Below are 23,897 nucleotides of genomic sequence, written 5' to 3'. Positions count from 1 at the left end.
AATAAAACGAATCAAAAAGAATTTCGGTTGACCAAAAACGCACTCAGGAAAACCCGAAGAGAAAGCCCGTCGGCACGCAGTTGGCGGCAGCCCCCATGAAAAAGCCCCTCGCAGGAGGGGCTAGGCTGGCTGTCGTGGCGTGCGCCGCGGCGGGGATCAGGTTCTTTTGGCCCGCCGTGCGCGCAGCACCTCGTCCAGGATCAGCAGGCCCGCGCCCACGCTGATGGCGATGTCGGCGGCATTGAAGGCCGGAAAGTGCGAACGGCCCCAGTAGAAGTCCAGGAAGTCCACCACGTAGCCGTGCTGCAGGCGATCCACCACGTTGCCGATGGCGCCGCCCAGGATGCTGGCCAGCGAGAAGCAAAACAGCTTCTGCCCCGGATGCTTGCGCAACTGCCAGACGATGAGCAGCGTGGCCGCCACGCCGATGCCCACGAACAGCCAGCGCTGCCAGCCGCCCGCTCCGGCCAGGAACGAGAAGGCCGCGCCCGTGTTGTGGGCCCGCACGATGTTGAAGAAGCCCGTGATCGGCGTCCAGTCGCCCAGCTGGTAGGCACCAAGGATCCACTGCTTGGTGAGCTGGTCGATGGCGATGATCGCCAGCGACCAGGCCAGCCAGGGCCAGATGCGGCTGTTGCGGGATTCGGGGACCGCAGCAAAGGTAGGGGTCATGGCAGCGCCTCAGGGGTTGATTACGCCTTGTGGCGCTCTTCGCCAGCGCCGTGCAGGTTGCTGTCGCAACGGCCGCACAGGCTGGGGTGCTCGGGGTTGATGCCCACGTCGGCACGGTAGTGCCAGCAGCGGTCGCACTTGGCATGGCTGCTGGGTGTGACGGCGGCCTGCAGGGCCTCGCCCGCCAGGGCCTCGGCCGCCGAGGTGATGAAGACGAACTTCAGGTCGTCGCCCAGGCTTTGCAGCAGGGCCAGGTCTTCGGGCTGGGCCGAGACACTGACTTCGGCCTGCAGCGAGGAGCCGACCCGGCCTTCGGTGCGCACGGCCTCGATGTCCTTGTTCACCACGTCGCGGATCTCGCGCAGGCGCGCCCACTTGGCCAGCAGGGCCTCGTCACCGGCCGGCAGGTCGGTGTAGGTCTCCAGGAAGATGGACTCGCTGTCGCCGAAGACCTTCCAGGCCTCTTCGGCCGTGAAGGACAGGAAGGGCGCCATCCAGCGCAGCATGGCATGCGTGATCTGGTGCAGGGCGGTCTGGGCGCTGCGGCGGGCCAGGCTCTTGGGCGCGCTGGTGTACAGGCGGTCCTTGAGCACGTCCAAGTAGAAGCCGCCCAGGTCTTCCGAGCAGAACAGCTGCAGCTTGGCCACCACGGGGTGGAATTCATAGACCTTGTAGTGGGCCAGCAGCTCGGCCTGGAACTGGGCCGCGCGGGCCAGGGCCCAGCGGTCGATTTCCAGCAGCTCTTCGGTGGGAACCGAGTCCTGCGCAGCATCGAAGTCGCTGACGTTGGCCAGCAGGAAGCGCAGCGTGTTGCGGATGCGGCGGTAGGCATCCACCACGCGGGCCAGGATCTTGTCGTCGATGCCCAGGTCGCCCGAGTAGTCGGTCGAGGCCACCCACAGGCGGATGATCTCGGCGCCCATCTTGTTGCTCACGTCCTGCGGGGCGACGGTGTTGCCCAGCGACTTGGACATCTTCTTGCCCTGGCCGTCCACGGTGAAGCCGTGCGTCAGCAGGCCGCGGTAGGGCGCGCGCCCGAAGATGGCCGAGGCCAGCAGCAGCGACGAATGGAACCAGCCGCGGTGCTGGTCATGGCCTTCCAGGTAGAGGTCGGCCTCGGGGCCCTGGTCGTGGTGCATTTCGGCGTGCGTGCCGCGCATCACGTGCCAGAAGGTGGAGCCGGAGTCGAACCAGACTTCGAGGATGTCGGTGCTCTTGGTGTAGTGCACGGCCTCCTCGGCGCCCAGGATGTCCTCGGCCGTCACGCGGCTCCAGGCCTCGATGCCGCCCTGCTCGACCATGGCGGCCGCCTGGTCGATGATCTCCATGGTGCGCGGGTGCAGCTCGCCGCTGTCCTTGTGCAGGAAGAAGGGCAGGGGCACGCCCCAGCTGCGCTGGCGCGAGATGCACCAGTCGGGGCGGCCGGCGATCATGTCGCGCAGGCGGGTCTTGCCGTTCTCCGGGTAGAACTGGGTGTGCTCGATGGCTTCCAGTGCGATCTGGCGCAGCGTCTGCGCGGGCTTGTCGCCGGGCTTGGTGAACACACCCTCGCCCTCGTCCATGCGGATGAACCACTGGGCTGCGGCGCGGTAGATCACGGGCGTCTTGTGGCGCCAGCAGTGCGGGTAGCTGTGGGTGATGGTCTTGGTGTCCATCAGGCGGCCGGCCAGCTTGAGCGCGTCGATGATGGCGGGCGTGGCCTTCCAGATGTGCTGGCCACCGAACAGCGGCAGCTCGGGTGCGTAGACGCCGTTGCCCTGTACGGGGCTCAGGATGTCTTCGCGCGTCATGCCGTTGTTCATGCAGCTGTTGAAGTCGTCCACGCCATAGGCGGGGGCCGAGTGCACGATGCCGGTGCCGTCATCGGCCGTGGCGTAGTCGGCCAGGAACACGGGCGAGACGCGGTCGAAGCCCTTGTCCATATCGGCCAGCGGGTGCTTGAACTGCAGGTGGTCCAGCTTCCTGCCCACGGCGGTGGCGACGACCTGGCCTTCGAGCTTCCAGCGTGCCAGACACTTCTCGACCAGGGCCGAGGCCACGATCAGCAGGCCGCGCTCGGTGTCCACCAGGCTGTATTCCAGCTCGGGGTTGACGTTGAGCGCCTGGTTGGCGGGGATGGTCCAGGCCGTCGTCGTCCAGATGACGATGAAGGCTGGCTTGGCCAGCGAGGGCAGGCCGAAGGCGGCCGCCAGCCTGTCGGGCTCGGCCGTGGGGAACATCACGTCCAGTGTCTGGCTTTGCTTGTCGGCGTATTCGATCTCGAACTCGGCCAGCGAGGAGCCGCAGTCAAAGCACCAGTACACGGGCTTGAGGCCGCGGTAGACGAAGCCGCGCTCCATGACGCGCTTGAGGGCGCGCAGCTCGGCGGCCTCGTTGGCGTAGTTCATGGTCTTGTAGGGATGGTCCCAGTCGCCGAGCACGCCCAGGCGCTTGAAGTCCACCATCTGCTGGGCGATCTGCTCGGTGGCGAAGGCGCGGCTCTTGGCCTGCATCTCGTCGCGCGGCAGGTTGCGGCCATGCAGCTTTTCGATGGCGTTCTCGATGGGCAGGCCGTGGCAGTCCCAGCCCGGCACGTACAGCGCGTCGAAGCCTTCGAGCTGGCGGCTCTTGACGATCATGTCCTTGAGCGCCTTGTTCACCGCGTGGCCGATGTGGATCTTGCCGTTTGCGTAGGGCGGGCCGTCATGCAGGATGAACTTGGGCGCACCGTGGCGCGCGTCGCGCAGCTTCTTGTAGAGCCCCTTGTCCTCCCATTCCTGGACCCAGCCCGGCTCGCGCTTGGGCAGGTCGCCGCGCATGGGGAAGGGCGTGTCGGGCATGTTCAGCGTGGCGCGATAGCCCGCATTGGCGTTGGGGGAGACTTTCGAATCAGACATGGAGAACCTTGAAAGCAGGCCAGAGCCCGGACCGTCTGGTCCAGGCACGGAAAAAGGGGAGGAAAGCCTGGTGCGCACCCGCGCCCGGGCAGGTGACGGAGAGCGTCAAATTCGGTCGCGCGTGGTCTGGCGACGGGTCTCGGTGTAGATGGGTGTGTGGATGGTGGCGAAGAACGCGCGCGCGTCATCGCAGTCCTTGGCGATGCCGGCGGTGAGGGCGTCGAGACTGTCGTACTTCAGCTCGTCGTGCAGTTTGTGCAGAAGTTCCACGCGGATGATTTTACCGTAGGCCTCTTCGCCTCCCGGCGCGCCGGGCCAATCGAGGCAATGCGTCTCCAGCAGGACGCGCCCGCCGTTGACATCCGTCGGGTCCAGGGAAGGGCGCACGCCGAGGTTGGCCACGCCGCGCAGCGGTCGTTCATTCAGGCCATGGACCAGCACGGCGAAGATGCCGCTGGCCGCAGGCTTCCAATGGTTGAAGCGCAGGTTCAGCGTGCGAAAGCCGTCGCCCGCGCCCTGGCGGCTCTCGGCCAGGCTGCGGCCCAGCTTGCGGCCGTGCACCACATGGCCGGAGATGGTGTAGGGATGGCCCAGCAGCCGCGCGGCGTCCTGCATGCGCCCCTCGGCCAGGGCTGCGCGCACATGGGTGCTGGACACGCGCAGGCCGTGCACCTCGTAGCTGTTCATGCGGGCCACGTCAAAGCCCTGGCGCTGGCCTGCCGCATCCAGCATGGCGTAGTCGCCTGCACGCTGGGTGCCGAAGCGGAAGTCGTCGCCAACCAGCACGTATTTCGCGCCTAGGCCCGCCACCAGCACTTCGTCGATGAAGGCCTGCGGCGACTGGCTGGCCAGCGTCTGGTTGAAGGGCAGCACCACGGTCTGGTCCACGCCGCAGCGCTCGAGCTCCGACAGCTTGTCGCGCAGCGTGCCTATGCGCGCCGGCGCGATCTCGGGCCGGCCCAGGGTCTGGGCGAAATAGTCGCGCGGATGGGGCTCGAAGGTCAGCACGCAGGTGGGCACGCCACGCTGGGCAGCTTCGGCCGACAGCAGGGCCAGCATGGCCTGGTGACCCCGGTGAACACCATCGAAATTGCCGATGGTGACGGCGCAGGCCGATTCCCGCCCTGGATGGTTGAAGCCTCGAAAAATCTTCATGGGACGCTTTGTTTTCAATAGCGGCTGGCACGCGCGCAGCCAGCGCAGGCTGTCAATCCGACATGGAAACAGAGTATATTGCCTCGATAAGGCCTGCCTTGCAGGCCCTGTGCACTGGCTGCATTCCCGTTCACTTTGGTGTCAGAGGAGGCGTGTCGTGAAGGTCTTGAAGCTGTCGGCCCAAGGGCTGCCCCAATCCTGGATCACGCTGGAGCAGGCGGCGCTGCATTACGCGGCGGACGATGTGCGCTGGGAGTCCGGCGGAGAGGTCGCCTGTTTCCGCGGTGGTCACAATGCCGTCACGGGCTGCCAGTCGGTCATCCACATCAACAGCATCATCGGTACGCGCGGTGCGCCTGCCATCAATCCGCACAGCCTGCAGCCCGGCCTGACCAATGGCAAGCTGTTCGCACGCGACCGCTGCATCTGCGCCTATTGCGGCCGGGTCTTTCATGAAAACGACCTCACGCGCGAGCACATCGTGCCCATCTCCGCAGGGGGAGGCCACCAGTGGATGAACCTGGTGACGGCCTGCCGCTCCTGCAATCACCGCAAGGGTGCCCGCACGCCAGAGCAGGCGCGCATGCCGCTGCTCTACACGCCCTATGTACCCAGCCTCTGGGAAGACTTCATCCTGCGCAACCGGCGGATCCTGGCCGATCAGATGGAGTTTCTGCTGCTGCACGTGCCCCGGAGTTCGCGCTGGGCGCGGGACGGCTTCGCCGAGGGCGGTGGTGCGCCCACGCACGAGGTGGCGTGGGCTTGATGAAGGCCCGTCAGGCAGCGGTCTTGGTTGCCGTCACGACAAAGCCCTGAACCGCCTCGCCACGTTCCTGGCGCAGCACCAGTTCTTCCGTCGCCACACTGAAACCGGCTTGCTTGCACAGTGCTTCGACGTGGCTGCGCTTGTGGGCGTACCGCTGGGTCTCGACTGGGAGGACCAAGTCTGGGCCGTCTTCGGCGGCTGTCTCGCAGCTAAATATAAATTCACCGCCGGCCTTCAGAATGCGAGCGGCATTTGGCATGACTGACTGCAGATCGCCGATGTAGATCAGTACATCCAGACAGGTGATGACGTCGTACTCTCCATCTGGAGTGTTCTGTAGCGCATCCATTAGGTTGACGTTGTGAAAACGGTCATAGATACCATGCTTGGCGGCCTGCTCGATCATCTTGAGAGAACTGTCCACACCAATCAGGTAGCCCTCCATCGGGCCTAGATATAGGCCTAGCAGTCCGGTGCCACAGCCCAGATCAAGCAGGTTGAAGTCCTTATCTGGGTGACGAGATATCAGTTGGCTGGCGACGAGCTTGGGCACTTGATACCCTAGTTTTCCAACCAGATGCAGGTCAAATTTCTCGGACATTGCATCAAAAATGCCGCGATGTGCTTCCACCGGCTGATGCTGGGGTGTCTCGCCACGGGCCAAGGTTGCGTAGTGTGTCAGCAACGCGTCTTCTGGAAATTTCTCTTGCAAAGCAAGTATGTCTGGTAAAGCAGCGGAAATCTCACCACGTGCCAAGTTCAATTTGACCAAACCAAGTACGTAGGCCGGATTTTCTGGGTTTTCGTTTATCAGAGATTTCCAGATATCAGATGCTTCTGCATAGTCGCCTATGTCTATTAGGTCAGTAGCCAAGTGCTGGCGCAACATTGCATCGCCTGGATAAATTTCAAGGCCGCGGCGCAGGTGCTTGATTGCCATCGTCAGGTTGCCAGCTCGATGGGCGATATCGATCACATTTGCCAATACCTGCGGGTTCTTGGGCTCCAGACGTGCAACCTTCTCGGCTATTTCGATAGCAGGGGTGAATTGGTCTATCCGTGCGCGGTAGAGTGCGTACTCCAGAAGGCCGGGGGGCCACATCGGAGCAAGTTCAATGCAGCGCTCAAATGCTTCCTCGGCCTTCGCATGGTTGCCGGCCCGATCCGCCATAATTCCTGCCAACATGAATACCCGTGCATCGTTGGGCACTTGGCGATGAGCCTTGTTCAGAGTTTGGGCGGCTTTTTGCAGGTCGCCTTTCGCGATCTGCTGGCGAGCCATTTCCAGGTGCTTGCGGTTGATGTCGGCGGGGATGGAAGTAGCGCTCATGGACAGGTGTGTGTTTATGGCCAAGGAGAGGCGGGCGTTGACTGCGGCATGTGCCGGCAGGCCACGCCAGTGGCGAACTTTTCATTATCGTGGATTCTTCGCCCGGCGATGTTTCAAGCCGATGCCTGCAAGGTCTTGGCCTGCGGTGCGGGCAAGGGGCGCGGTGGCAGCGTGAGCGTGAAGCGGGTGCCGCCCTGGTCTGATGGCGCTGCCTGTATGTCGCCGCCGTGCAGGCGTGCAATGCGCCGGGCGACCCACAGGCCCAGGCCGAAGCCGCGGGCCTGGTCCGCGCGGTGACCGCGCTCGAAGCGCTCGAAGATGCGTTGCGCCAGCTCGGGTGCAAGACCCGGGCCCTGGTCGCTGACAGTGAGTTCCAGCCGGCCGTGTTCGTCGGTGCGCGCGCGCACGGCGATTTCTCCGGCCTTGGCGTATTTCACCGCGTTGTCCACGAGGTTGGACAGGGCGATGCGGGTGAGCGTGGAGTCGCACTCCCATGTGGCGGGCGCATTGGCGCTGTCCAGATTCAGGTGGTGGCGGCGTGACCAGTGCACAAGCTGCGCGGCATCATCGACCAGCTCCATGACGGGAGCGCGGTGCAATTGCAGCCGGAAGGCGGGAGCATCCAGGCGGTCGCTGATCAGGCAGTTGTCCACCAGGGCCGTCAGGCGTCTGCAGGCGCGCCGGATCTGTGCGGCACGTTCCAGCTGGGAGTCGATGTCGGGCGAGGGAAAGGACAACTGCTCGGTGGCCGCGCTGTCCACCACGGCCAGCGGCGTGCGGAATTCATGGTTGACCATGTTGAAGAACTGGCGCTGCTCCAGCCGCAGCGTGCGTTCGCTGTGCAGTGCCGCCTGCAGTGCGTTCTGGGCGCGCAGCAGCTCGGCCGTGCGCAGGCGTACACGCTCTTCCAGCGCATGCTCGGACTTGGCAAGGGATTCGAGCAGCTGTGCCTGGCGTGCCATGGAGTCCCGGAATTTCTGGATCAGACCGGCGCCCACGGCCACGGTGATCACGATGTTGACCAGCAAGGTGTTGAGCTGCCAGAACACGCTGGTTTCTATGGTCGGCAGGCTGGTCAGGCCGACATAGGCCGCCGTCACATACAGGCCCATCAGCCCATACATGGTGCTGGGAACCACCATCAGCACATGGACCAGATTGGCACGCTCGCGCAGCAGATTGCTCCATGCCACCACGGCGAACAGTGCGCTGATGGCCCAGGGCGCGGCAACCCCTATCCAGGCCCAGTCCTGGTAGCGGCCCAGCGGTATGCTGGGCAGGCACAGCAGCGGGATGATTCCCAGGGCAAGCAAGGCCCGGTCCATGCGCCGCCAGCGTGTGTCGCGTGTCAGCAGCTCGCGCATCTGCCAGGCCAGGGCGGCGGGCAGCATCAAGGTGCCCAGGCTGACGCACAGATGGCCCCAGTGCGCGAGGTGGTCAGGCAGCCAGATCTGCAGGTATCCCCGGTCGCTGGCGCCGTGGATCAGCACGGCGATGGCGGCCACGGCCATGGCGGCCAGATTGCGCAACCGCAAGGCCAGGGCTGCCCCGATGATCAGCAGGGCCAGCATGAGATTGATGCCCTGGTGGATGCCCGATGCCCATTCCACGGCCGAGAACTGCATCATCAGACCGCTGCTGCGCCAGAGCGTGGCGTCCAGCTGCATTGGGCTGGAGGTCTGCACGCGCAGGATGAAGGGCTGGCCCGAATACAGCGGAAACACCAGCTGCCGAACGTGCACGCGCGGTTCGTCGGTGGCCGTATCACCGCTGCTGCGCATGCGCCATGCGCCGTCCACGTGCTGGTAGAGCGCAACGCGGTCGAGATAACTGGGCAGGATTTCCAGCCACAGCGGATCGTGCTCGGGGTCTGCCTTGCCGGCGGCGATGTGAGGCGCCTGCACCTTGAGCCAATACACATCGCGCGTATAGCCCTTGTTCAGCGGTGTATCGAGCAGGGTGAAGGCCGTATCGGGCAGGGCTGCCACCTGATCGATGGTGAAGTTGCCCTGGGCATCGACGAGCGCCAGCATGGGCAGGTCCGTGCCCAGCTGCAGGCGCTTTGCCGGCAGGGACTGCCAGGCGGGGCTGAGAATGAAGCAGACCACCAGCACCAGCGAAAACACCAGCCAGCCCGGCAGCGCCAGCCGGTTCAGGATACGCAGCAGGTTCAGGATACGCATGGCGAGGCGGGCTGTGTTGCAGCTGCGGCAAGGCCGCTGTCTTCGGGAATGCTGCTGGGCAGCGTCAGCGTGAAGCAGGTGCCGCCGCCCGCAGCTGGCGTGACCTGCACATCGCCGCCATGCATCTGGGCCACGCGCCGGGCCACCCACAACCCCAGGCCGAAGCCTCGGGTCTGGTCCGAACGCTCTCCGCGCTCGTGCAGCTCGAAGATGCGCTGCGCCAACTCGGGCGCCAGGCCAGGGCCCTCGTCGCTGACGGTGAGTTCCAGCCTGCCCTGTGCGTCCAGACGGGCGCATACGGCGATTTCTCCGGCCTGGGCGTATTTCACGGCGTTGTCCACGAGGTTGGACAAGGCGATGCGCACCAGGGTGGGATCGCACTCCCAGGAGGAGGGGACGCCCGCAGTCTCCAGCTTCAGATGGTGGCGGCGCGACCAGTGCACGAGCTGCACGGCATCGTCGATCAGGTCCATCACGGGCACCCGGTCGAGCTGCAGCCGGAATGCAGGCGCGTCCAGTCGGTCGCTGACCAGGCAGTTGTCCACCAGGGCCGTGAGGCGCCTGCAGGCGCGGCGGATCTGGGCTGCGCGTTCCAGCTGGGAATCGAGGTCGGTGGACGGAAAAGTCAGTTGCTCGGTGGCCGCGCTGTCCACCACGGCCAGCGGCGTGCGGAACTCATGGTTGACCATGTTGAAGAACTGGCGCTGCTCCAGCCGCAGCGTGCGCTCGCCATGCAAGGCGGCCTGCAGCGCGTTTTGCGCATGCAGCAGCTCCGCCGTGCGCATGCGCACCCGTCCTTCCAGCGCATGTTCCGACCGGGCCAGCGACTCCACCAGCTGTGCCTGCCTGCCCATGGAGTTCTGGAATTTCTCGACCAGGCTGGCACCCACGGCAATGATGATGAGGATATACAGCAGCAGCGATTCCAGCTGCCAGTACATGCCTGCCTCGATGTCGGAAGACACCAGTCCCGTATAGGCCGCAGCCACGTGGATGCCCATGACCGTGTGCAGCGTGTAGGGAATCAGCACCAGCAGGTTGACGATGCTGGGGCCCTGGCGGAACAGGTTCTGCCAGGCCACCAGCGCACTCAGCAGACTGGCCATCCAGGGCACGCTGACCCCCAGCCAGGCCCATTGCGTGTAGTGCCCCGTCGGTATGCTGAGTACGGCCAGCAGCGGTGCCACGGTCAGCAGCACCAGCATGCGATCGATGCGGCGCCAGGCCGTGCCGCGCGTCAAAGTCTCGCGTGCCTGCCAGGCAAAGGTGGCAGGCAGCAGGAAGACGCCCACGCTCACCCAGACATCCGCATGCGGCGCCCAGGGCTCGGGCAGCCACAGCTGGGCATAGCCGCGCACATTGGCGTTGTGGGCCAGCACCACGAAGGCCAGCAAGGTCATGGCCATCAGGCTGCGCATGCGCAGGGCCAGGGCCGCGCCCGCGATCAGCAGGGTCAGCACCAGGTTCACACCCTGGTGCACGCCCGATGCCCACTCGACGCTGGACAACCAGGCCATCAGCCCCGTGCTGCGCCAGACCGTGGCGTACAGCTGCATGGCGCTGCTGGTCTCGATGCGCAGCACAAAGGGCTGGCCAGCGCGCAGTGGAAACACCAGCTGGCGCACATGGATGCGCTGAGCCATGGGCACGGTGTCACCGCTTTCCCTCGCCTGCCACAGGCCGTGCGCCTGCTGGTAGAGCGTGACCCTGTCCAGATAGGTGGGCGTGATCTCCAGCCACAGCGCATCGTTGTCGGCCAGCCCGCTTGTGGGCGCAAGGGCAGGCGTGGCAACCCTCACCCAGTAAGCATGGCGGGTATAGCCCTCGTTCAGAGGCGTGCGCCGGGTTTCGAAGGCATCATCGGGCAGGGCCGCGACCTGTTCAATGGTCATGCTGCGGCCCGCATCGGCAAGCACCTGCATGGGCAGGTCCTTGCCAAGACGCAGTCCCTTGTCAGGGGAGGCATGGACGCCGGGCTCAGCACGAAAAATGCAAGTAACCCGAGCGAAACCATGATCCATGCAATAAATGTAAATTTTTGTGTGTTTCTCTGAACTGTGAGCATTCGAGAGTGTTCGTGCATGGCGGCGGACGTTCGCCCCAATGAAAATCCGCGCACCAATAGGCAAACATCATGCAGCAGACACTAGAGCCATCGATCGAGTTCACCGTCGCCGTCGTAGAGGACGACGAGGATATTCGTATCAATGTGTGTCGATTTTTAACAAAGTCTGGCTTGCATGCCTGGGGCACGGATTCTGCAGAAGACTTCTACATAAAGCTACTGCGTGAGAAGGCAGATCTGGTCGTCGTCGACCTGGGCCTGCCCGGCGAGGACGGCCTGAGCCTGGTCAAGCGCCTGGCCGAGCAGGAGATTCCCGTCGTGGTGCTCACGGCACGCGGCGATCTGGACAGCCGCATCGCCGGCCTCAATGCCGGCGCCCTGCAGTACTTCGTCAAGCCCACCGACATGAACGAGCTGGTGGCCGGCATCCGCTCCCAGCTGCGCCGCAACACTGGCCAGCCGGCCCGGGCTGCGGCACCGTTTCTGACCTGGCGCCTTGACCCCCTTTCGGCCTGCATGGTCGCGCCCAACCACCAGATCATTGCCCTGACCAGTCGCGAGCTGGAATTGCTCGGCTGCCTGATGGCAACCCCCGGAACCATGGTGGCCAAGCAGACCTTGATCGAGACCATGGGATACGCCGATGTGGATGACGGCTTCCACCGCATCGAATCGCAGCTGACGCGGCTGCGCCGCAAGACCCTGGATATCTCCGGGCTGGCCCTGCCGGTGAGGGCAGTGTTCGGCCGAGGGCTGGTGTTCGTGCCTTAAGCACCCGCCACTTTTCTTTCCCTTTTCCCCACCTTTTGAACGCGGCTTTCAGAGCCCGCGCAGGGGATTCGTTCGCTCTTTTTTTGAGCGCGGGAAAGCTGCGGGGCTGTCGCCAGTGGCGCTACAGAGTTTTTTCAACGGTGCGAAAGCATCAAAAAAGAGAGGAGCGGTATGACAAGACAGACTATCCGTGCCGAGCGGAGTGCTTTCAAACAGAAGGCCGGAACCCAAACAAGGCGCCTGGCACTGGGAGCTGCGCTGCTTGCAAGCACCGTTGCCCAGGCATCGTTCATCAATGGCGATTTCGAGACGGGAAATCTGAATGGCTGGACGGAAGAGGCCTGGACCAACAATGGCACGGCGGCGACCTTGACGTCCAACCCCGTCAAACTGGCTGACCTGCAGCGTGCGGCTCCGGCGGGAAAGCTGCCGTTGAACTCGGTCGTCACAGCGCCCGAGGCGACGGTCAAGGATCGCCTGTGGGTTTCGGGCAGCTCCGATCTGTTGCTGCCCATGCGCGGCAGCAACACGGCCCGCATCAATCTGACCGAGACGCATATCCCTCGCAATGTGTCGCCAGAGCCCTCGTTTACCCAGCAGCCGAAGACAGCCAGTGCCATTTCGCAGGAAGTGACGCTGACGGCCGACGACATCGACAAGGACGGAAAGATCCATATCCGTTTCATCGCTGCACCGGTGCTGGATGATCCAGGCAGCGGTCACACGCCTGCTCAGCGTCCGTACTATGCCATTGCATTGGTCAAGACTTTCGATGCACAAACTGCTTCGGTGGTGGACAAGGAACTTTTCTTTAAATATCACTATGCGGGCCAACCGGGTGTGGCTTGGAAATCGTTCCAGGATGCGAATGGGCACTCGGAGTTGTTCACCGACCCTCAGGCCTATGACGTGGCGCCCGGCAATGAAGTGCTGCGTGTAGGCGATAAGGTTCGACTGGAAGCGATTGCCGCTGGCTGCAGCCAGAGCGGACACTCGGGCCACCTGTACGTGGACAACTTCACCACCGCCCTGCCCAAGGGGGTATGGATCACGGCGTCGGGACCGGTGAGTGCCCCCAAGAACGATGGCACTGAGATCACCTACACGTACAGCTACACCAACAATGCCAGTACGCCGGTGACCAATGTCGAGGTGACGCCGGCCATGCCGCAAGACAGCACGGGCGTTTCCACCAGCTTTGTCTCTTTGGTCGATGCGAAAAACTATTGCACCGCACCTGTGGGTGGCGTGGGCTCCACGGGCCCTGCAAAGTGCAGCATCCCCAGCCTTGCACCAGGTGAGACCCTGACGTTCAAGATGACGGTCAAGGTTCCGCTGGGCACGCCGGGCGACCAGATCAACAACGGCAACTACACCATTGGTGGCGATGGCGTGGCCACACTCATGGGAGCCATGGTGCAGACCAACCTGCTGGACGCTGCGTCCTCCAGCGACATGACCACGAACCCGAGCGGACTGCCGCCCAAGGGCACGGTGGGCGTGCCTTATCCGCCGACAGCTTCGTTCTCCTGCACCAACCAGGGTGCTGCAACTGCGAACAATGCGATCTGCGGCGTGACCGGCCTGCCCCCGGGTGTTACCGTGGGTCAGTGCAAGGTGAATGGTGTGGACTGGGCCCAGGGCGATGCCGTCGCTGCAGGCGAGACGGTGGTCTGCCCGGTCTCCGGCACGCCGACGGCTCCAGGCACTTCCAACGTACAGGTCACGACGGGCGCGGACAACGACCTGACTCCTGCCAACAACCAGGTGGCGGCGTCTCCTGTGGTGATTGCGTCCCCTGCGGGCCCGGCCTCCATCCCCACGCTCTCCGAATGGGGCCTGATCCTGATGTCCGGCCTGATGGGTATCATGGGCTGGGGCATGGCGCGCCGCCGCCGCGCCAACCCGCTGTGACCGGCAGTCGGTCGTGACACAGGGCGCCCTTCGGGGCGCTTTTTTTTCATCTGGGCGCGGCCGCAGCCAATTGACTTGCTCAATGTGTGATCGAATAAGGGTTTGTACCTAGCGATATCCCCATGATCGTCCGTGATCGCCCCGCCGGCCTCAGGCTGTTTCTGATTTTGCGGGGCTCGGTGCTCCAGCGTATCCAGGTCACGCTGCTCGTGAACATCGTGTTCGCCGCCATCATCACTCTGGTGCATGGCAACCTGTTCGACGTGAAGATCACGGTGACGCCCATCCCTTTCACGCTGATCGGCCTGCCGCTGGCCATCTTCCTGGGCTTTCGCAACAACACCGCCTATGACCGCTACTGGGAAGGCCGCAAGCTCTGGGGCGAGATGGTGATCTGCGCGCGCACGCTGGCGCGCCAGTGCCAGAGCCTGATCGTCATCGACGGCGATCCGGACCCGGCCCGGCGCAGCAGCGATGTGCGCGTGCGCATGGTGCACCGGGCGATCGCCTTTGCGCATCTGCTGCGGACGCAGTTGCGCGGGCTGCACGAGGATGTGGCCGCAGGCCGCTGGCTGGTGGACAAGGAATGGCGCCAGCTCCAGGGCCTGCCGCTGGAGCAGCGCTGCGACGCACTGATGATGTCCATGGGCCGCGATCTGGCGCAGTGCGTGCGCCGTGGCGAGATGGACCCCTGCCTGGCCGCGTCCATGGACAAGACCTTCACGCGCATGACGGCGGCAGCCGCCTCGTGCGAGCGCATTCGCAACACGCCCATGCCGTTCTCCTATGCGCTGCTGCTGCACCGCACGGCCTATATGTACTGCTTTCTGCTGCCGTTCGGCCTGGTGGACACGACCGGGTTCATGACGCCCTTTGTCGTGGCCATCGTGGCCTACACCTTCTATGGGCTCGACGCCCTTGGCGATGAACTCGAAGAGCCCTTTGGCCTGGAGAGCAACGACCTGCCGCTGGACACCATCTGCCGCTCCATCGAGATCAGCCTGGGCTGCACGCTGGGCGAGACGGATCTGCCGGCACCGCTCAGGCCGGAGGGCTACCGGCTGACCTGAGGCGGCGGGCAGACATGGGCAAAGGCCCATGAAAAAGCCCCGCAGTTTTCTGCGGGGCCTGGTGTGGTGCGGCGCGGTGAGGTCAGGCCTCAGGCAAACACGCCGGCCGTGTCCTGCATCTTCGCGGAGACGATGCCCAGGTGATGCAGGGTGTCACCGCCCGTCATCTCCATCTGCGTCAGGCGCTTGAAGTAGTGGCTGCCCGCGTACTCGTCGGTCACGCCGATGCCGCCGTGCAGCTGGACCGACTGCTGGCCGACAAAACGCAGCGACTGGCCCAGCTGGACCTTGGCGCGCGCGATGGCCACGTGGCGCTCGGCATCGGCTGCGCTCATCTTGAGGCTGGCGTAATAGCTCATGGAGCGGGCCAGCTCCAGCTGCATCTTCATGTCGGCCACGCGGTGGCGCAGGGCCTGAAAGCTGGCGATCACCGTGTTGAACTGCTTGCGCTGGTTCATGTACTCGGTGGTCAGCTTCAGGGTCTGCTCCATGGCGCCCACGCCTTCGGCGCACAGCGCGGCGTTGGCGGCGTCCTGGCCCAGCGTGAGGGCGGCCAGGCCATCGGCCGTCACCAGCGTGGCGGGGGCCGCCTGGCAGCGCAGTTCGGCCGCGCGGCTGCCGTCCTGGGTGCGGTAGCCCTGGGTGCTGACGCCGCTGGCGCCGCGCTCCACCAGGAAGAGGGCGATCTTGCCGTCCAGCTGGGCCGGCACCAGAAAGGCGTCGGCCGCATCGCCTGCGGGCACCACGCTCTTGGTGGCATCCACCGTGTAGCCGCTGCCGCTTTTGCTGGCCTTGGCGGCACAGACATCGAGGCGGTAGCGGGCCTGGCGCTCCTGGTGTGCCAGCACGACCAGGGCCTCGCCGCTGGCCACGCGCGGCAGCCACTGGCCGGCCACGGAGGCGTCGGCGTGCTTGCCGAGCACGCCGGCGGCCACAAAGGCCTGTGCCAGCGGCTCCATCACCAGGCCGCGGCCCAACTCCTCCATCACCACCATCACGTCGGTGGCGCCCAGGCCCAGGCCGCCGTGCTCCTCGGGCACGGTCAAGGCCGTCAGGCCCAGTTCGGCGAGCTCGCCCCAGACCTCGCGCGAAAAACCGCCCGCCTCGACGATGGAGCGGCGGCGCTCGAAGGTATAGCCCTTGTCCACCCAGCGGCGCACGGCGTCGCGCAGTTGCTGCTGGTCATCCGAAAAATCAAAGTCCATTTTCTGTCTCCCGAAGCTGATCGAAGCGCGTCCGGCGCACTTCCGGGTTCAGCGAAACTCCAGCCAAAATCAGCCCAGCACCGTCTGAGCGACGATGTTTCTTTGCACCTCGTTGGAGCCGCCGTAGATCGTTGTCTTGCGCATGTTGAAGTACGTCGATGCCAGCGGCGCGTTGTCCACCACGCCGCCGGGGAAGTCGCCCTGCCAGCCGGCTTCCATGGCCTCTTCGATGAAGGGCAGGCTGAAGGGGCCGGCGGCCTGCATCATCAACTCGGAGTAGCGCTGCTGGATCTCGCTGCCCTTGATCTTGAGCAGGCCGGCGATGTCCAGCGGGTTCTTGCCCGATTTCTCGGCCGACAGCACGCGCAGCACCAGCATTTCCAGCGCCACCACGTCGACTTCGAGCTTGGCGATCTCGTCGCGGAAACGCTGGTCCTCATAGACGCCTTCGGCCTTGGCGATGCGCTTGAGGCGCTCCAGCTCGCGCTTGGCGCGGTTCACGTCGGCGATGTTGGTGCGCTCGTGGCTCAACAGGTGCTTGGCGTAGGTCCAGCCCTTGTTTTCCTCGCCGATCAGGTTCTCGGCCGGCACCTCGACGTTGTCGAAGAAGACCTCGTTGACCTCGCACTCGCCGTCCAGCAGCTTGATGGGGCGCACGGTCACGCCGGGGCTCTTCATGTCCACCAGCAGGAAGCTGATGCCGGTCTGGGGCTTGCCCTCGTTGCTGGTGCGCACCAGGCAGAAGATCCACTCGCCGTACTGGCCCAGCGTGGTCCAGGTCTTCTGGCCGTTGACGATGTACTTGTCGCCCACGCGCTCGGCACGGGTCTTGAGGCTGGCCAGATCCGATCCCGAGCCCGGCTCCGAGTAGCCCTGGCTCCACCAGACCTCGCCGCTGGCAATGCCGGGCAGAAAGCGCTGCTGCTGCTCGGGCGAGCCGTAGGCCATGATCACGGGCGCCACCATCACGGGGCCGAAGGGAATGATGCGCGGGGCGCAGGCCAGGGCGCATTCCTCCTCGAACAGATGCTTTTGCACGGCCGTCCAGCCGGGCCCGCCGAACTGCTTGGGCCAGCCGTAGCCCAGCCAGCCTTTCTTGCCAAGAATCTTGGCCCAGTTCTGCAGGTCGTCGCGCGTCAGGCGCAGCGAATGGCGCACCTTGTGCGCGATGTCCTGGGGCAGGTTGGCCCGCACCCAGGCGCGGACTTCCTCGCGAAAGGACTGTTCTTCAGGGGTAAATGCCAGGTCCATGGACTGTGTCTCCTTCAATCCCGGCTTTTGTAGCACGCACGTTCTTTTTTGGACTGTCCAGGGCGTGACAACCTATGGCAATCCCTGATGCAGCAAGCCCCGGGCGGCGGGGCCGTCCGGGGCTTGCTGCTGGGGCTGCCTGAGCGCAGGCGATCAGCTGGATTGGCCGGGCTCCTCCAGCCCCAGCTGTGCATAGACATGCGCAAGACGTGCCTGCAATTGCTGTACCTGGGCTTCGAGATCGACCACGCGCTGGGCCAGGGCATCGCCGCGTGCGCCTGCTGCAGCGGGGGGCTGGGCCATGGCGTTCACGTCCACGGGGCCGCACAGCAGATGGGCCCAGCGCTGCTCGCGTGCGCCAGGCGCGCGTGGCAGCAGCACGACCAGCGGGCCGCCTTTTTCCTCGCTGCGTTCGCGCAGCTCTTCCAGGAAGGCTTCGACCGATGAGATGTCGGCGAAGCGGTGCCAGCGCTCGGAGTTGATGCGCAGCTCGCCCGCCGTCTGCGGGCCGCGCAGCATCAGCAGGGACAGCAGCACGGCACTCTGGTCGGGCACCCCCACGCCGCGCGGGAAGTTGTGCTCCCAGCGCGTGGCGCGCGCGCTGCTGATCTGTACGGACATGGTGCGCAGGCGCAGGCTGTCCAGCGCTTCCTGGGCCTCGCCTTCGCTGACTTCCATCACCGGATCACGGTTGCTCTTCTGGTTGCAGCCCGTGACCAGCGCGTTGAGCGTGAGCGGGTAGCTGTCGGGCACGGTGCGCGCCTTCTCCATCAGGGTGGCCAGCACGCGGGCTTCGACAGCGGTCAGGGGGGTGGAGCGGGGATCGAATGGCATGGGTGTCTGGACGGAAGAGGTGACAAGGCCCGGCAGGGCCATGGGCCTTGCCGGGGCTGGCGCAGGCCGCGCGGCCTGCGGTGCGACAATCGCCGCCCATGAAAAATATCGTGATCCTGATCTCGGGCGGCGGCTCGAACATGGCTGCCATTGTGCGTGCTTCGCAGCAACAGGACTGGGCGCGGCGTTACGGCGCCCGCGTGGCCGCCGTGGTCAGCAACAAGGCCGAGGCTTCGGGCCTTGTTTTCGCGCGCGAGCAAGGCATTGCCACCGAGGTGCTGGACCACCGCCCGTTCCCCAGCCGCGAGGCCTTCGATGCCGAGCTGGCCCAGGTGATCGACCGCCACGCGCCTTCGCTGATCGTGCTGGCCGGCTTCATGCGCATCCTCACGCCGGGCTTCGTGGCGCATTACGAGGGGCGCATGATCAACATCCACCCCTCGCTGCTGCCCGCCTTCACGGGTCTGCACACGCACCAGAGGGCCATCGATGCAGGCTGCCGCTTTGCCGGCTGCACCGTGCACCGCGTTACGGCCGAGCTGGATGTGGGCCCCATCCTGGAGCAGGCCGTGGTGCCCGTGCTGCCCGGCGACACGGCCCAGGCGCTGGCCGCGCGCGTGCTGGTGCAGGAGCACCTCATCTACCCGCGCGCCGTGGCGCAGTTGATGCGGGGCTAGGGTCTGCTCAAAGGCCCTCGCTCTGAAAGGCCTGCTGCTCCGGCTCGGGGCAGCGTGCAAAGCGGGGCTGCTCCACGCCGTCGATGACCACGGTTTCATTGAACATGGCGGCAGGCCGCACCCACAGGCCGCGCTCGCCATAGAGCGCGCGATACAGCGTCATGGACTCGCGCGTCTCGCTGTGGCGCACGGTGGCAAGCACTTCGTAGAGGGCGCCCTTGTAGTGGCGGTACAGGCCCGGGGGCGTGGGGATCAGGGGAGGCAGGTCGTCGTCGGTCATGGGGCGCCATGGTAGCTGCGCCAGCCCGGCGTTGCTGCGGGTTCCGACCTGTGGCTCTCTCGGATTTGCAAGGCGGTGGGACAATCGCGCCCATGCATCCCAAACAGCTTCTCGACGCCTGCGCCGAACTGGTCAAGCGCACCCTGACTTTCGAACACCCGGCCGACGCCGTGGTGTCACGCTTTTTCCGTGAAAACCGCAACCTGGGCCCGCGCGAGCGTGCCGCGCTGGCCGAAACCGCCTACACCGTGCTGCGCAAGAAGCTGCTTTTTGAGAGCCTGGCACGTTCTGGCAGCGGCTCGCGCGAGCGCAGGCTGGCCATCCTGGGCTTTGCACATAGCCAGGAAGCCCTGGCCCGCGTGGCCGGCAAGTCCGAGCAGGGCGTCAAGGAGGCGCTCGGCTTTGCGCGCGCAGCGCTGTCCCCCAGGAACTGCAATGGCTGGACGCCTGCGATGCCGTGCGCCCCGATGAGCTGATGGAGCCGCACCGCCACAACCTGCCCGAGTGGCTGGTCGCGCCGCTCAAGCAGCAGCTGGGTGAAGATTTCTGGGCCTTTGCCCAGAGCATGGAACAGGCCGCACCGCTGGATCTGCGCGTCAATGCGCTGAACGCCAAGCGTGCCGATGTGCAAAAGGAACTGGCCGATGCCGGCATCGCCGCCGAAGCCACGCCGTACTCGCCCTGGGGCCTGCGCGTGCAGGGCAAGCCTGCGCTGGCCCGGCTGGACGCGTTCACGCGCGGCGCCATCGAGGTGCAGGATGAAGGCTCCCAGCTGCTGGCGCTGATGCTGGACGCCAAGCGCGGCGAAATGGTGGTCGATTTCTGCGCCGGCGCAGGCGGCAAGACCCTGGCCATTGGCGCTTCGATGCGCAGCACCGGGCGCCTGTACGCCTTCGATGTGTCCGGCCACCGGCTCGAAGCCCTGAAGCCGCGCCTGGCGCGCTCGGGCCTGTCGAATGTGCACCCTGCGGCCATCGCCCATGAGCGCGACGACCGCGTCAAGCGCCTGGCCGGCAAGATCGACCGCGTGCTGGTCGATGCGCCCTGCTCGGGCCTGGGCACGCTGCGCCGCAATCCCGACCTCAAGTGGCGCCAGTCAGCCAAGGCCATCGAGGAGCTCACGCAAAAGCAGGCGGCCATCCTGGCCAGTGCAGCGCGCCTGGTCAAGCCGGGTGGGCGCCTGGTCTATGCCACCTGTTCGGTCCTGCCCCAGGAAAACGAAGCCATCGCCGAGGCCTTTGCAGCGGAGCACTCTGACTTCGTGGCCATGGATGCCGGCGAACTGCTGGCCCAGCTCAAGGTGGAGCAGGGCGATGCGCTGTGCAGCGGCGGCGAGACCGGCACGCAGTACCTGCGCCTGTGGCCGCAGCGCCATGAGACGGATGGCTTTTTTGCCGCCGTTTGGACCCGGAAGCCGTAACTTGCAGACGCAATAAGCTGTAAATCGCAGGAGATTGCCGAATGCCTTTGTAGGCGCATCGCCTAAAATTGAGGCATCGGTGCCACTGGGCGCCGCCTTGCCAAAGGCTTCGGTTATGTCGCTGGATTTCGGATCGGTTTGGAACCTCGCCGTGGATTGGATGGCCCATGGCCTGTGGCAGCTGTCGTGGTGGCAGCTGCTGCTGTACGCCCTGGTTACCACCCACATCACCATTGCGGGCGTCACCATCTTCCTGCACCGCTGCCAGGCCCACCGCTCGCTGGACCTGGGGCCGGTTCCTTCGCACTTCTTCCGTTTCTGGCTGTGGCTGGGCACGGGCATGGTCACCAGGGAGTGGGTGGCCATCCACCGCAAGCATCACGCCAAGTGCGAAACCGAGGACGACCCCCACAGCCCGCAGACACGCGGCCTGGACACCGTGATGCGCCAGGGTGCGGAGCTGTACCGCGAAGAGGCGGCGAACGCCGAGACACTCAGGAAGTTCGGCCACGGCACGCCCGACGACTGGATCGAGCGCCATCTCTACAGCCGGCATTCGATCTGGGGCCCTTCGCTGATGCTGATCATCAACGTGCTGCTGTTTGGCGCCATCGGGCTGACGATCTGGGCCGTGCAGATGGCCTGGATTCCGTTCTGGGCTGCCGGCGTGGTCAACGGCCTGGGCCATTTCTGGGGCTACCGCAACTTCGAGGCCCAGGATGCCAGCACCAACCTCGTGCCCTGGGGCCTGATCATTGGCGGCGAGGAACTGCACAACAACCACCATACCTACCCGACCTCGGCGAAGTTCTCGGTCAAGCGCTATGAGTTCGATGTGGGCTGGGTCTACATCAGCGCCATGCAGAAGCTGGGCTGGGCCAAGGTCAAGAAGACGGCGCCGCGGCTGGTCATGGGCGCCGTCAAGCCCGTGGCCGACGAAAAGACGCTGGAGGCCGTGATCGCCAACCGCTACGAGGTCATGGCCCGCTATGCGCGCGGCGTGCGCGCCGCCGTGCAGATCGAGCTCGATGCGCTCAAGCAGCGCAAGGCCCGGCAGGCCGACCTGTCCCTGCTCAAGACGGCGCGCCGCTGGCTGCACCGCGATGCCGACAAGGTGCCCGCCCAGGCGCAGGGGCAACTGGCCCAGGCGCGCGCAGCCCACCCCGTGCTCGACCAGATGCTGGTCATGCGCGAGGAGCTGCGCCAGCTGTGGCTGAACACCTCGCTGTCGCGCGAGCAACTGACAGCCCATCTGCAGGCCTGGTGCCATCGCGCCGAGGCCAGCGGCATTGCCGCGCTCAAGGAGTTTTCCGTCAAGCTGCGCGCTGCCCACGCCTGAAGCCGCGAAGCCAGCCGGCAACCGACCATGCCCGGGGCCGCATCCCCTCTTCGGAGGCGATGCGGCTTTTTGCTGTGGGGCTCTGCCGCAGTTCCAGGCTTGCCATGGCCTGGGATAAGGAGCGGACCCGTATCTGCAGATCGGCGCCCGCACGCCAGCCCTGGCCCGGCTGCAGCCTGAGGGCCGGCGCGGGCACCCCATCCGCCCAGGCCTGTTGCGGGGCGGTGATTTCCAGCGGGCCGTGGCGGCAGAACAGTTCACTGCCCTCCAGCACATGCAGGTGAAGATCGTGGCCGGGGGAAAGATGGCGCAGTTCGAAAGAGCGGGTGTCGGCGTTGTGCATGGTCTGTGTCCTGTGATTCCAGGCCCTCAAGCGTAGGCAGGCGGCCTTCATCGGCACAGGCACAGCCCGCGGCTTGTTGCATCGCAGCAGTGCAGATGGCGGTGGATCTGTTCTGCTTTGTGGTCGATGGATCTGTATCTGTTGCGTAACAGCGCCTTGCGGCAAGATCGCGGGCAAGTCCTCTCGTCCCCGATTCGTTGTCGACCTGTTCCATGACCCTTGCCAGCGCCTCTCCGACCTTGTACCGCCGCCTGGCGGCCGACTACAGCCTGGCCATGGAACTGGGCACGCTCAAGGCGGGCGAGCGCATGCCTTCCGTGCGCGAGCTGATGCGCCGCCATGAGGTCAGCCTGTCCACGGCGCTGCAGACGCTGCGGCATCTGGAGGACCTGGGCCAGCTCGAAGCCCGCCCGCGCGTGGGCTACTTCGTGCGCGATGCCCGGCCTGCAGGCCTGGCCCCGGCCAGCGAGCCCGACCTGAGCCAGCCGGTGCAACCGCTGCCGCAGCCGCACTTCGCAGGCATCAATGAACACATTTCCCTGATGCTGGAGCGTGGCCGCCAGGCCGACGTGCGCGTGGACCTGGGCGGTGCCACGCCGCCGCCCGAACTGTTCGATCGCGGCTACCTGAACCAGACCGCCGCCCGGCTGCTGCGCGAGCAGCCCGACCTGTTGGTGCTGGGGCGCTCCATGATGGGCAGCCACCCTGATTTCCAGCGCGCCATGGCGCGGCGCGCGCTGGCGGCGGGCATCCATGTGGCACCGGCCGATGTGCTGGCGACCACGGGCAATTCCGAGGCCGTGAGCCTGGCGCTGGCCGCTGTGGCCTCGCCCGGCGACGTGGTGGCCGTGGAGTCGCCGACCTACTACGGCCTGCTGCAGGTGGTGGAGTCCTTGCAGATGCAGGCGCTGGAGATTCCCTGCAGCCCGCGCACCGGCCTGTCCATCGAGGCGCTGGAGCTGGCCCTGCAGACCCAGCCGCGCCTGAAGGCCGTGGTGGTCGTGCCCGAGCTGCAGATGCCGCTGGGTACGCGCATTCCCGATGAGCACAAGGCCAGGCTGGTCGATCTGTGCGGCGCCCACGGCGTGGCATTGATCGAGGACGACTCCTATGGACTGTTCGTGGAAAGCAGCCAGCCCGTGCGCCCCATCAAGGCCTGGGATCGCCTGCCGGGCCATGTCATCTATTGCGAGGCCTTCAACAAGAGCATGGCGCCGGGCCTGCGCCAGGGCTGGATGAACGCTGGCCAGTGGCATGGGCGGGTGCAGATGCTCAAGTTCGCGCGCAGCCGCGGCACCCAGACCCTGGCCCAGTTGCTGGCGGCCGCCTGCGTGGGCTCGCCCGCGCATCTGCGCAATCTGCAGCGCCTCAAGCAGCAGTTGCGGCGCCAGCGTGAAGGCATGGCGCAGCTGGTGGCGCGGTTTTTCCCGCTGGGCACGCGGCTGAGCCTGCCGCCCGGCGGGCTCAGCCTGTGGCTGGAGTTTCCGGCTGGCGTGTCCACGTCCGCGCTGTTCACGCAGGCGCTGGCGCGCGGCATCCGCACGGCGCCGGGCAGCATGTTCTCGAACTCGGGGCGCTACGAGCACTGCATGCGCCTGGGCTGCACCCTGCCTGTGGATGCCGTGATCGAGCAGGCCTGCCGCGAGCTGGGTGCCATGGCCTGTGCGCAGCTGGGTCAGCCGGCGCGCAGTGGGTGACAGGCGAAAAACAGACGAAAAACAGACGAAAAAGGACGCAAAGCGGGCA

The 23,897-nt window shown here is 65.5% G+C and carries 17 protein-coding genes and 2 pseudogenes; 8 read left to right on the top strand and 11 right to left on the bottom strand.

The window, feature by feature from the left end; all coding sequences use genetic code 11:
- Positions 1 to 156: 156 nt before the first annotated feature.
- The 3 genes from lspA to CLV01_RS25490 all read right to left on the bottom strand — a co-directional run bounded on the left by lspA (position 157) and on the right by CLV01_RS25490 (position 4,703).
- The gene (gene lspA / locus CLV01_RS25500) at positions 157 to 672 is read right to left on the bottom strand and encodes a signal peptidase II (RefSeq protein ID WP_013800899.1); all 516 of its coding nucleotides are present in this window, start codon (positions 670 to 672) and stop codon (positions 157 to 159) included.
- A 20-nt stretch (positions 673 to 692) separates the two neighbouring features.
- Positions 693 to 3,548 (bottom strand): isoleucine--tRNA ligase, encoded by a 2,856-nt coding sequence (ileS, locus tag CLV01_RS25495; protein WP_013800900.1) that lies wholly within the window; start codon positions 3,546 to 3,548, stop codon positions 693 to 695.
- Between the two features lie 105 nt (positions 3,549 to 3,653).
- Positions 3,654 to 4,703 (bottom strand): bifunctional riboflavin kinase/FAD synthetase, encoded by a 1,050-nt coding sequence (locus CLV01_RS25490; protein ID WP_012207181.1) that lies wholly within the window; start codon positions 4,701 to 4,703, stop codon positions 3,654 to 3,656.
- 157 nt (positions 4,704 to 4,860) lie between these two features.
- Here CLV01_RS25490 and CLV01_RS25485 point away from each other — a divergent pair, with 157 nt between their 5' ends.
- The gene (locus CLV01_RS25485; RefSeq protein ID WP_097201504.1) at positions 4,861 to 5,469 is read left to right on the top strand and encodes an HNH endonuclease; all 609 of its coding nucleotides are present in this window, start codon (positions 4,861 to 4,863) and stop codon (positions 5,467 to 5,469) included.
- A 10-nt stretch (positions 5,470 to 5,479) separates the two neighbouring features.
- Here CLV01_RS25485 and CLV01_RS25480 read toward each other — a convergent pair whose 3' ends face one another.
- The 3 genes and pseudogenes from CLV01_RS25480 to CLV01_RS25470 all read right to left on the bottom strand — a co-directional run bounded on the left by CLV01_RS25480 (position 5,480) and on the right by CLV01_RS25470 (position 10,996).
- On the bottom strand, positions 5,480 to 6,799 hold the full coding sequence (locus CLV01_RS25480) for a tetratricopeptide repeat protein (RefSeq protein ID WP_099732932.1): 1,320 nt from the start codon (positions 6,797 to 6,799) through the stop codon (positions 5,480 to 5,482).
- A gap of 113 nt (positions 6,800 to 6,912) precedes the next feature.
- Positions 6,913 to 8,982: a sensor histidine kinase gene (locus tag CLV01_RS25475; protein ID WP_099732933.1), complete on the bottom strand. Its 2,070-nt coding sequence runs from the start codon at positions 8,980 to 8,982 to the stop codon at positions 6,913 to 6,915.
- Positions 8,970 to 10,996, bottom strand: a pseudogene (locus CLV01_RS25470) (ATP-binding protein). Before CLV01_RS25470 ends, CLV01_RS25475 begins: the two are co-directional and overlap by 13 nt.
- A 120-nt stretch (positions 10,997 to 11,116) precedes the next feature.
- Between CLV01_RS25470 and CLV01_RS25465 the strand changes: the two are divergent.
- From CLV01_RS25465 to CLV01_RS25455, 3 genes are all read left to right on the top strand, one after another.
- The gene (locus tag CLV01_RS25465; protein WP_013800907.1) at positions 11,117 to 11,818 is read left to right on the top strand and encodes a response regulator transcription factor; all 702 of its coding nucleotides are present in this window, start codon (positions 11,117 to 11,119) and stop codon (positions 11,816 to 11,818) included.
- Positions 11,819 to 11,989: 171 nt separating this feature from the next.
- Positions 11,990 to 13,732, top strand: coding sequence for an IPTL-CTERM sorting domain-containing protein (locus CLV01_RS25460; protein ID WP_099732935.1), 1,743 nt, complete (start codon positions 11,990 to 11,992; stop codon positions 13,730 to 13,732).
- 122 nt (positions 13,733 to 13,854) lie between these two features.
- On the top strand, positions 13,855 to 14,802 hold the full coding sequence (locus tag CLV01_RS25455; protein ID WP_012207174.1) for a bestrophin family protein: 948 nt from the start codon (positions 13,855 to 13,857) through the stop codon (positions 14,800 to 14,802).
- An 89-nt stretch (positions 14,803 to 14,891) separates the two neighbouring features.
- Here CLV01_RS25455 and CLV01_RS25450 read toward each other — a convergent pair whose 3' ends face one another.
- The 3 genes from CLV01_RS25450 to CLV01_RS25440 all read right to left on the bottom strand — a co-directional run bounded on the left by CLV01_RS25450 (position 14,892) and on the right by CLV01_RS25440 (position 18,092).
- The gene (locus tag CLV01_RS25450) at positions 14,892 to 16,007 is read right to left on the bottom strand and encodes an acyl-CoA dehydrogenase family protein (RefSeq protein ID WP_071956683.1); all 1,116 of its coding nucleotides are present in this window, start codon (positions 16,005 to 16,007) and stop codon (positions 14,892 to 14,894) included.
- Positions 16,008 to 16,076: 69 nt separating this feature from the next.
- Positions 16,077 to 17,258 (bottom strand): acyl-CoA dehydrogenase family protein, encoded by a 1,182-nt coding sequence (locus CLV01_RS25445; RefSeq protein ID WP_012207172.1) that lies wholly within the window; start codon positions 17,256 to 17,258, stop codon positions 16,077 to 16,079.
- A 153-nt stretch (positions 17,259 to 17,411) separates the two neighbouring features.
- Complete coding sequence (locus tag CLV01_RS25440) at positions 17,412 to 18,092, bottom strand: YceH family protein (protein WP_099732936.1); 681 nt, start codon at positions 18,090 to 18,092, stop codon at positions 17,412 to 17,414.
- A gap of 98 nt (positions 18,093 to 18,190) precedes the next feature.
- Between CLV01_RS25440 and purN the strand changes: the two genes are divergently transcribed.
- The gene (purN, locus tag CLV01_RS25435; RefSeq protein WP_012207170.1) at positions 18,191 to 18,769 is read left to right on the top strand and encodes a phosphoribosylglycinamide formyltransferase; all 579 of its coding nucleotides are present in this window, start codon (positions 18,191 to 18,193) and stop codon (positions 18,767 to 18,769) included.
- 7 nt (positions 18,770 to 18,776) lie between these two features.
- Here the strand turns inward: purN and CLV01_RS25430 are convergent, their stop codons facing one another.
- A complete protein-coding gene (locus CLV01_RS25430) occupies positions 18,777 to 19,049 on the bottom strand; it encodes a DUF1653 domain-containing protein (RefSeq protein WP_012207169.1) in 273 nt (90 codons plus the stop codon).
- Between the two features lie 92 nt (positions 19,050 to 19,141).
- Here CLV01_RS25430 and CLV01_RS25425 point away from each other — a divergent pair.
- Together CLV01_RS25425 and CLV01_RS25420 are read left to right on the top strand one after the other, a co-directional pair.
- Positions 19,142 to 20,469 (top strand): annotated as a pseudogene (locus CLV01_RS25425) (RsmB/NOP family class I SAM-dependent RNA methyltransferase).
- Between the two features lie 115 nt (positions 20,470 to 20,584).
- Positions 20,585 to 21,808: a DesA family fatty acid desaturase gene (locus CLV01_RS25420; RefSeq protein WP_043825050.1), complete on the top strand. Its 1,224-nt coding sequence runs from the start codon at positions 20,585 to 20,587 to the stop codon at positions 21,806 to 21,808.
- Here the strand turns inward: CLV01_RS25420 and CLV01_RS25415 are convergent.
- Complete coding sequence (locus tag CLV01_RS25415; protein ID WP_099732937.1) at positions 21,783 to 22,151, bottom strand: hypothetical protein; 369 nt, start codon at positions 22,149 to 22,151, stop codon at positions 21,783 to 21,785. The two genes, CLV01_RS25420 and CLV01_RS25415, sit on opposite strands and share 26 nt — an antisense overlap.
- Before the next feature lie 212 nt (positions 22,152 to 22,363).
- Here CLV01_RS25415 and CLV01_RS25410 point away from each other — a divergent pair, with 212 nt between their 5' ends.
- Entirely contained in the window at positions 22,364 to 23,848 is a 1,485-nt protein-coding gene (locus tag CLV01_RS25410) for an aminotransferase-like domain-containing protein (protein WP_099732938.1), read from the top strand.
- The last annotated feature ends 49 nt before the right edge of the window (positions 23,849 to 23,897 follow it).

It is taken from the genome of Delftia sp. 60, from assembly GCF_002754395.1.
In the GTDB taxonomy this organism is placed as follows: domain Bacteria; phylum Pseudomonadota; class Gammaproteobacteria; order Burkholderiales; family Burkholderiaceae_C; genus Comamonas; species Comamonas acidovorans.
Note: the sequence above shows the minus strand (reverse complement) of the source record. Positions and strands in the feature narration are given on the sequence as shown.

Excerpts from the sequence above, each read along its gene's own strand:
- lspA (WP_013800899.1), bottom strand. The coding sequence starts at position 672 with ATGACCCCTACCTTTGCTGCGGTCCCCGAATCCCGCAACAGCCGCATC.
- ileS (WP_013800900.1), bottom strand. The coding sequence starts at position 3,548 with ATGTCTGATTCGAAAGTCTCCCCCAACGCCAATGCGGGCTATCGCGCC.
- CLV01_RS25490 (WP_012207181.1), bottom strand. The coding sequence starts at position 4,703 with ATGAAGATTTTTCGAGGCTTCAACCATCCAGGGCGGGAATCGGCCTGC.
- CLV01_RS25480 (WP_099732932.1), bottom strand. The coding sequence starts at position 6,799 with ATGAGCGCTACTTCCATCCCCGCCGACATCAACCGCAAGCACCTGGAA.
- CLV01_RS25475 (WP_099732933.1), bottom strand. The coding sequence starts at position 8,982 with ATGCGTATCCTGAACCTGCTGCGTATCCTGAACCGGCTGGCGCTGCCG.
- CLV01_RS25465 (WP_013800907.1), top strand. The coding sequence starts at position 11,117 with ATGCAGCAGACACTAGAGCCATCGATCGAGTTCACCGTCGCCGTCGTA.
- CLV01_RS25460 (WP_099732935.1), top strand. The coding sequence starts at position 11,990 with ATGACAAGACAGACTATCCGTGCCGAGCGGAGTGCTTTCAAACAGAAG.
- CLV01_RS25455 (WP_012207174.1), top strand. The coding sequence starts at position 13,855 with ATGATCGTCCGTGATCGCCCCGCCGGCCTCAGGCTGTTTCTGATTTTG.
- CLV01_RS25450 (WP_071956683.1), bottom strand. The coding sequence starts at position 16,007 with ATGGACTTTGATTTTTCGGATGACCAGCAGCAACTGCGCGACGCCGTG.
- CLV01_RS25445 (WP_012207172.1), bottom strand. The coding sequence starts at position 17,258 with ATGGACCTGGCATTTACCCCTGAAGAACAGTCCTTTCGCGAGGAAGTC.
- CLV01_RS25440 (WP_099732936.1), bottom strand. The coding sequence starts at position 18,092 with ATGCCATTCGATCCCCGCTCCACCCCCCTGACCGCTGTCGAAGCCCGC.
- purN (WP_012207170.1), top strand. The coding sequence starts at position 18,191 with ATGAAAAATATCGTGATCCTGATCTCGGGCGGCGGCTCGAACATGGCT.
- CLV01_RS25430 (WP_012207169.1), bottom strand. The coding sequence starts at position 19,049 with ATGACCGACGACGACCTGCCTCCCCTGATCCCCACGCCCCCGGGCCTG.
- CLV01_RS25420 (WP_043825050.1), top strand. The coding sequence starts at position 20,585 with ATGTCGCTGGATTTCGGATCGGTTTGGAACCTCGCCGTGGATTGGATG.
- CLV01_RS25415 (WP_099732937.1), bottom strand. The coding sequence starts at position 22,151 with ATGCACAACGCCGACACCCGCTCTTTCGAACTGCGCCATCTTTCCCCC.
- CLV01_RS25410 (WP_099732938.1), top strand. The coding sequence starts at position 22,364 with ATGACCCTTGCCAGCGCCTCTCCGACCTTGTACCGCCGCCTGGCGGCC.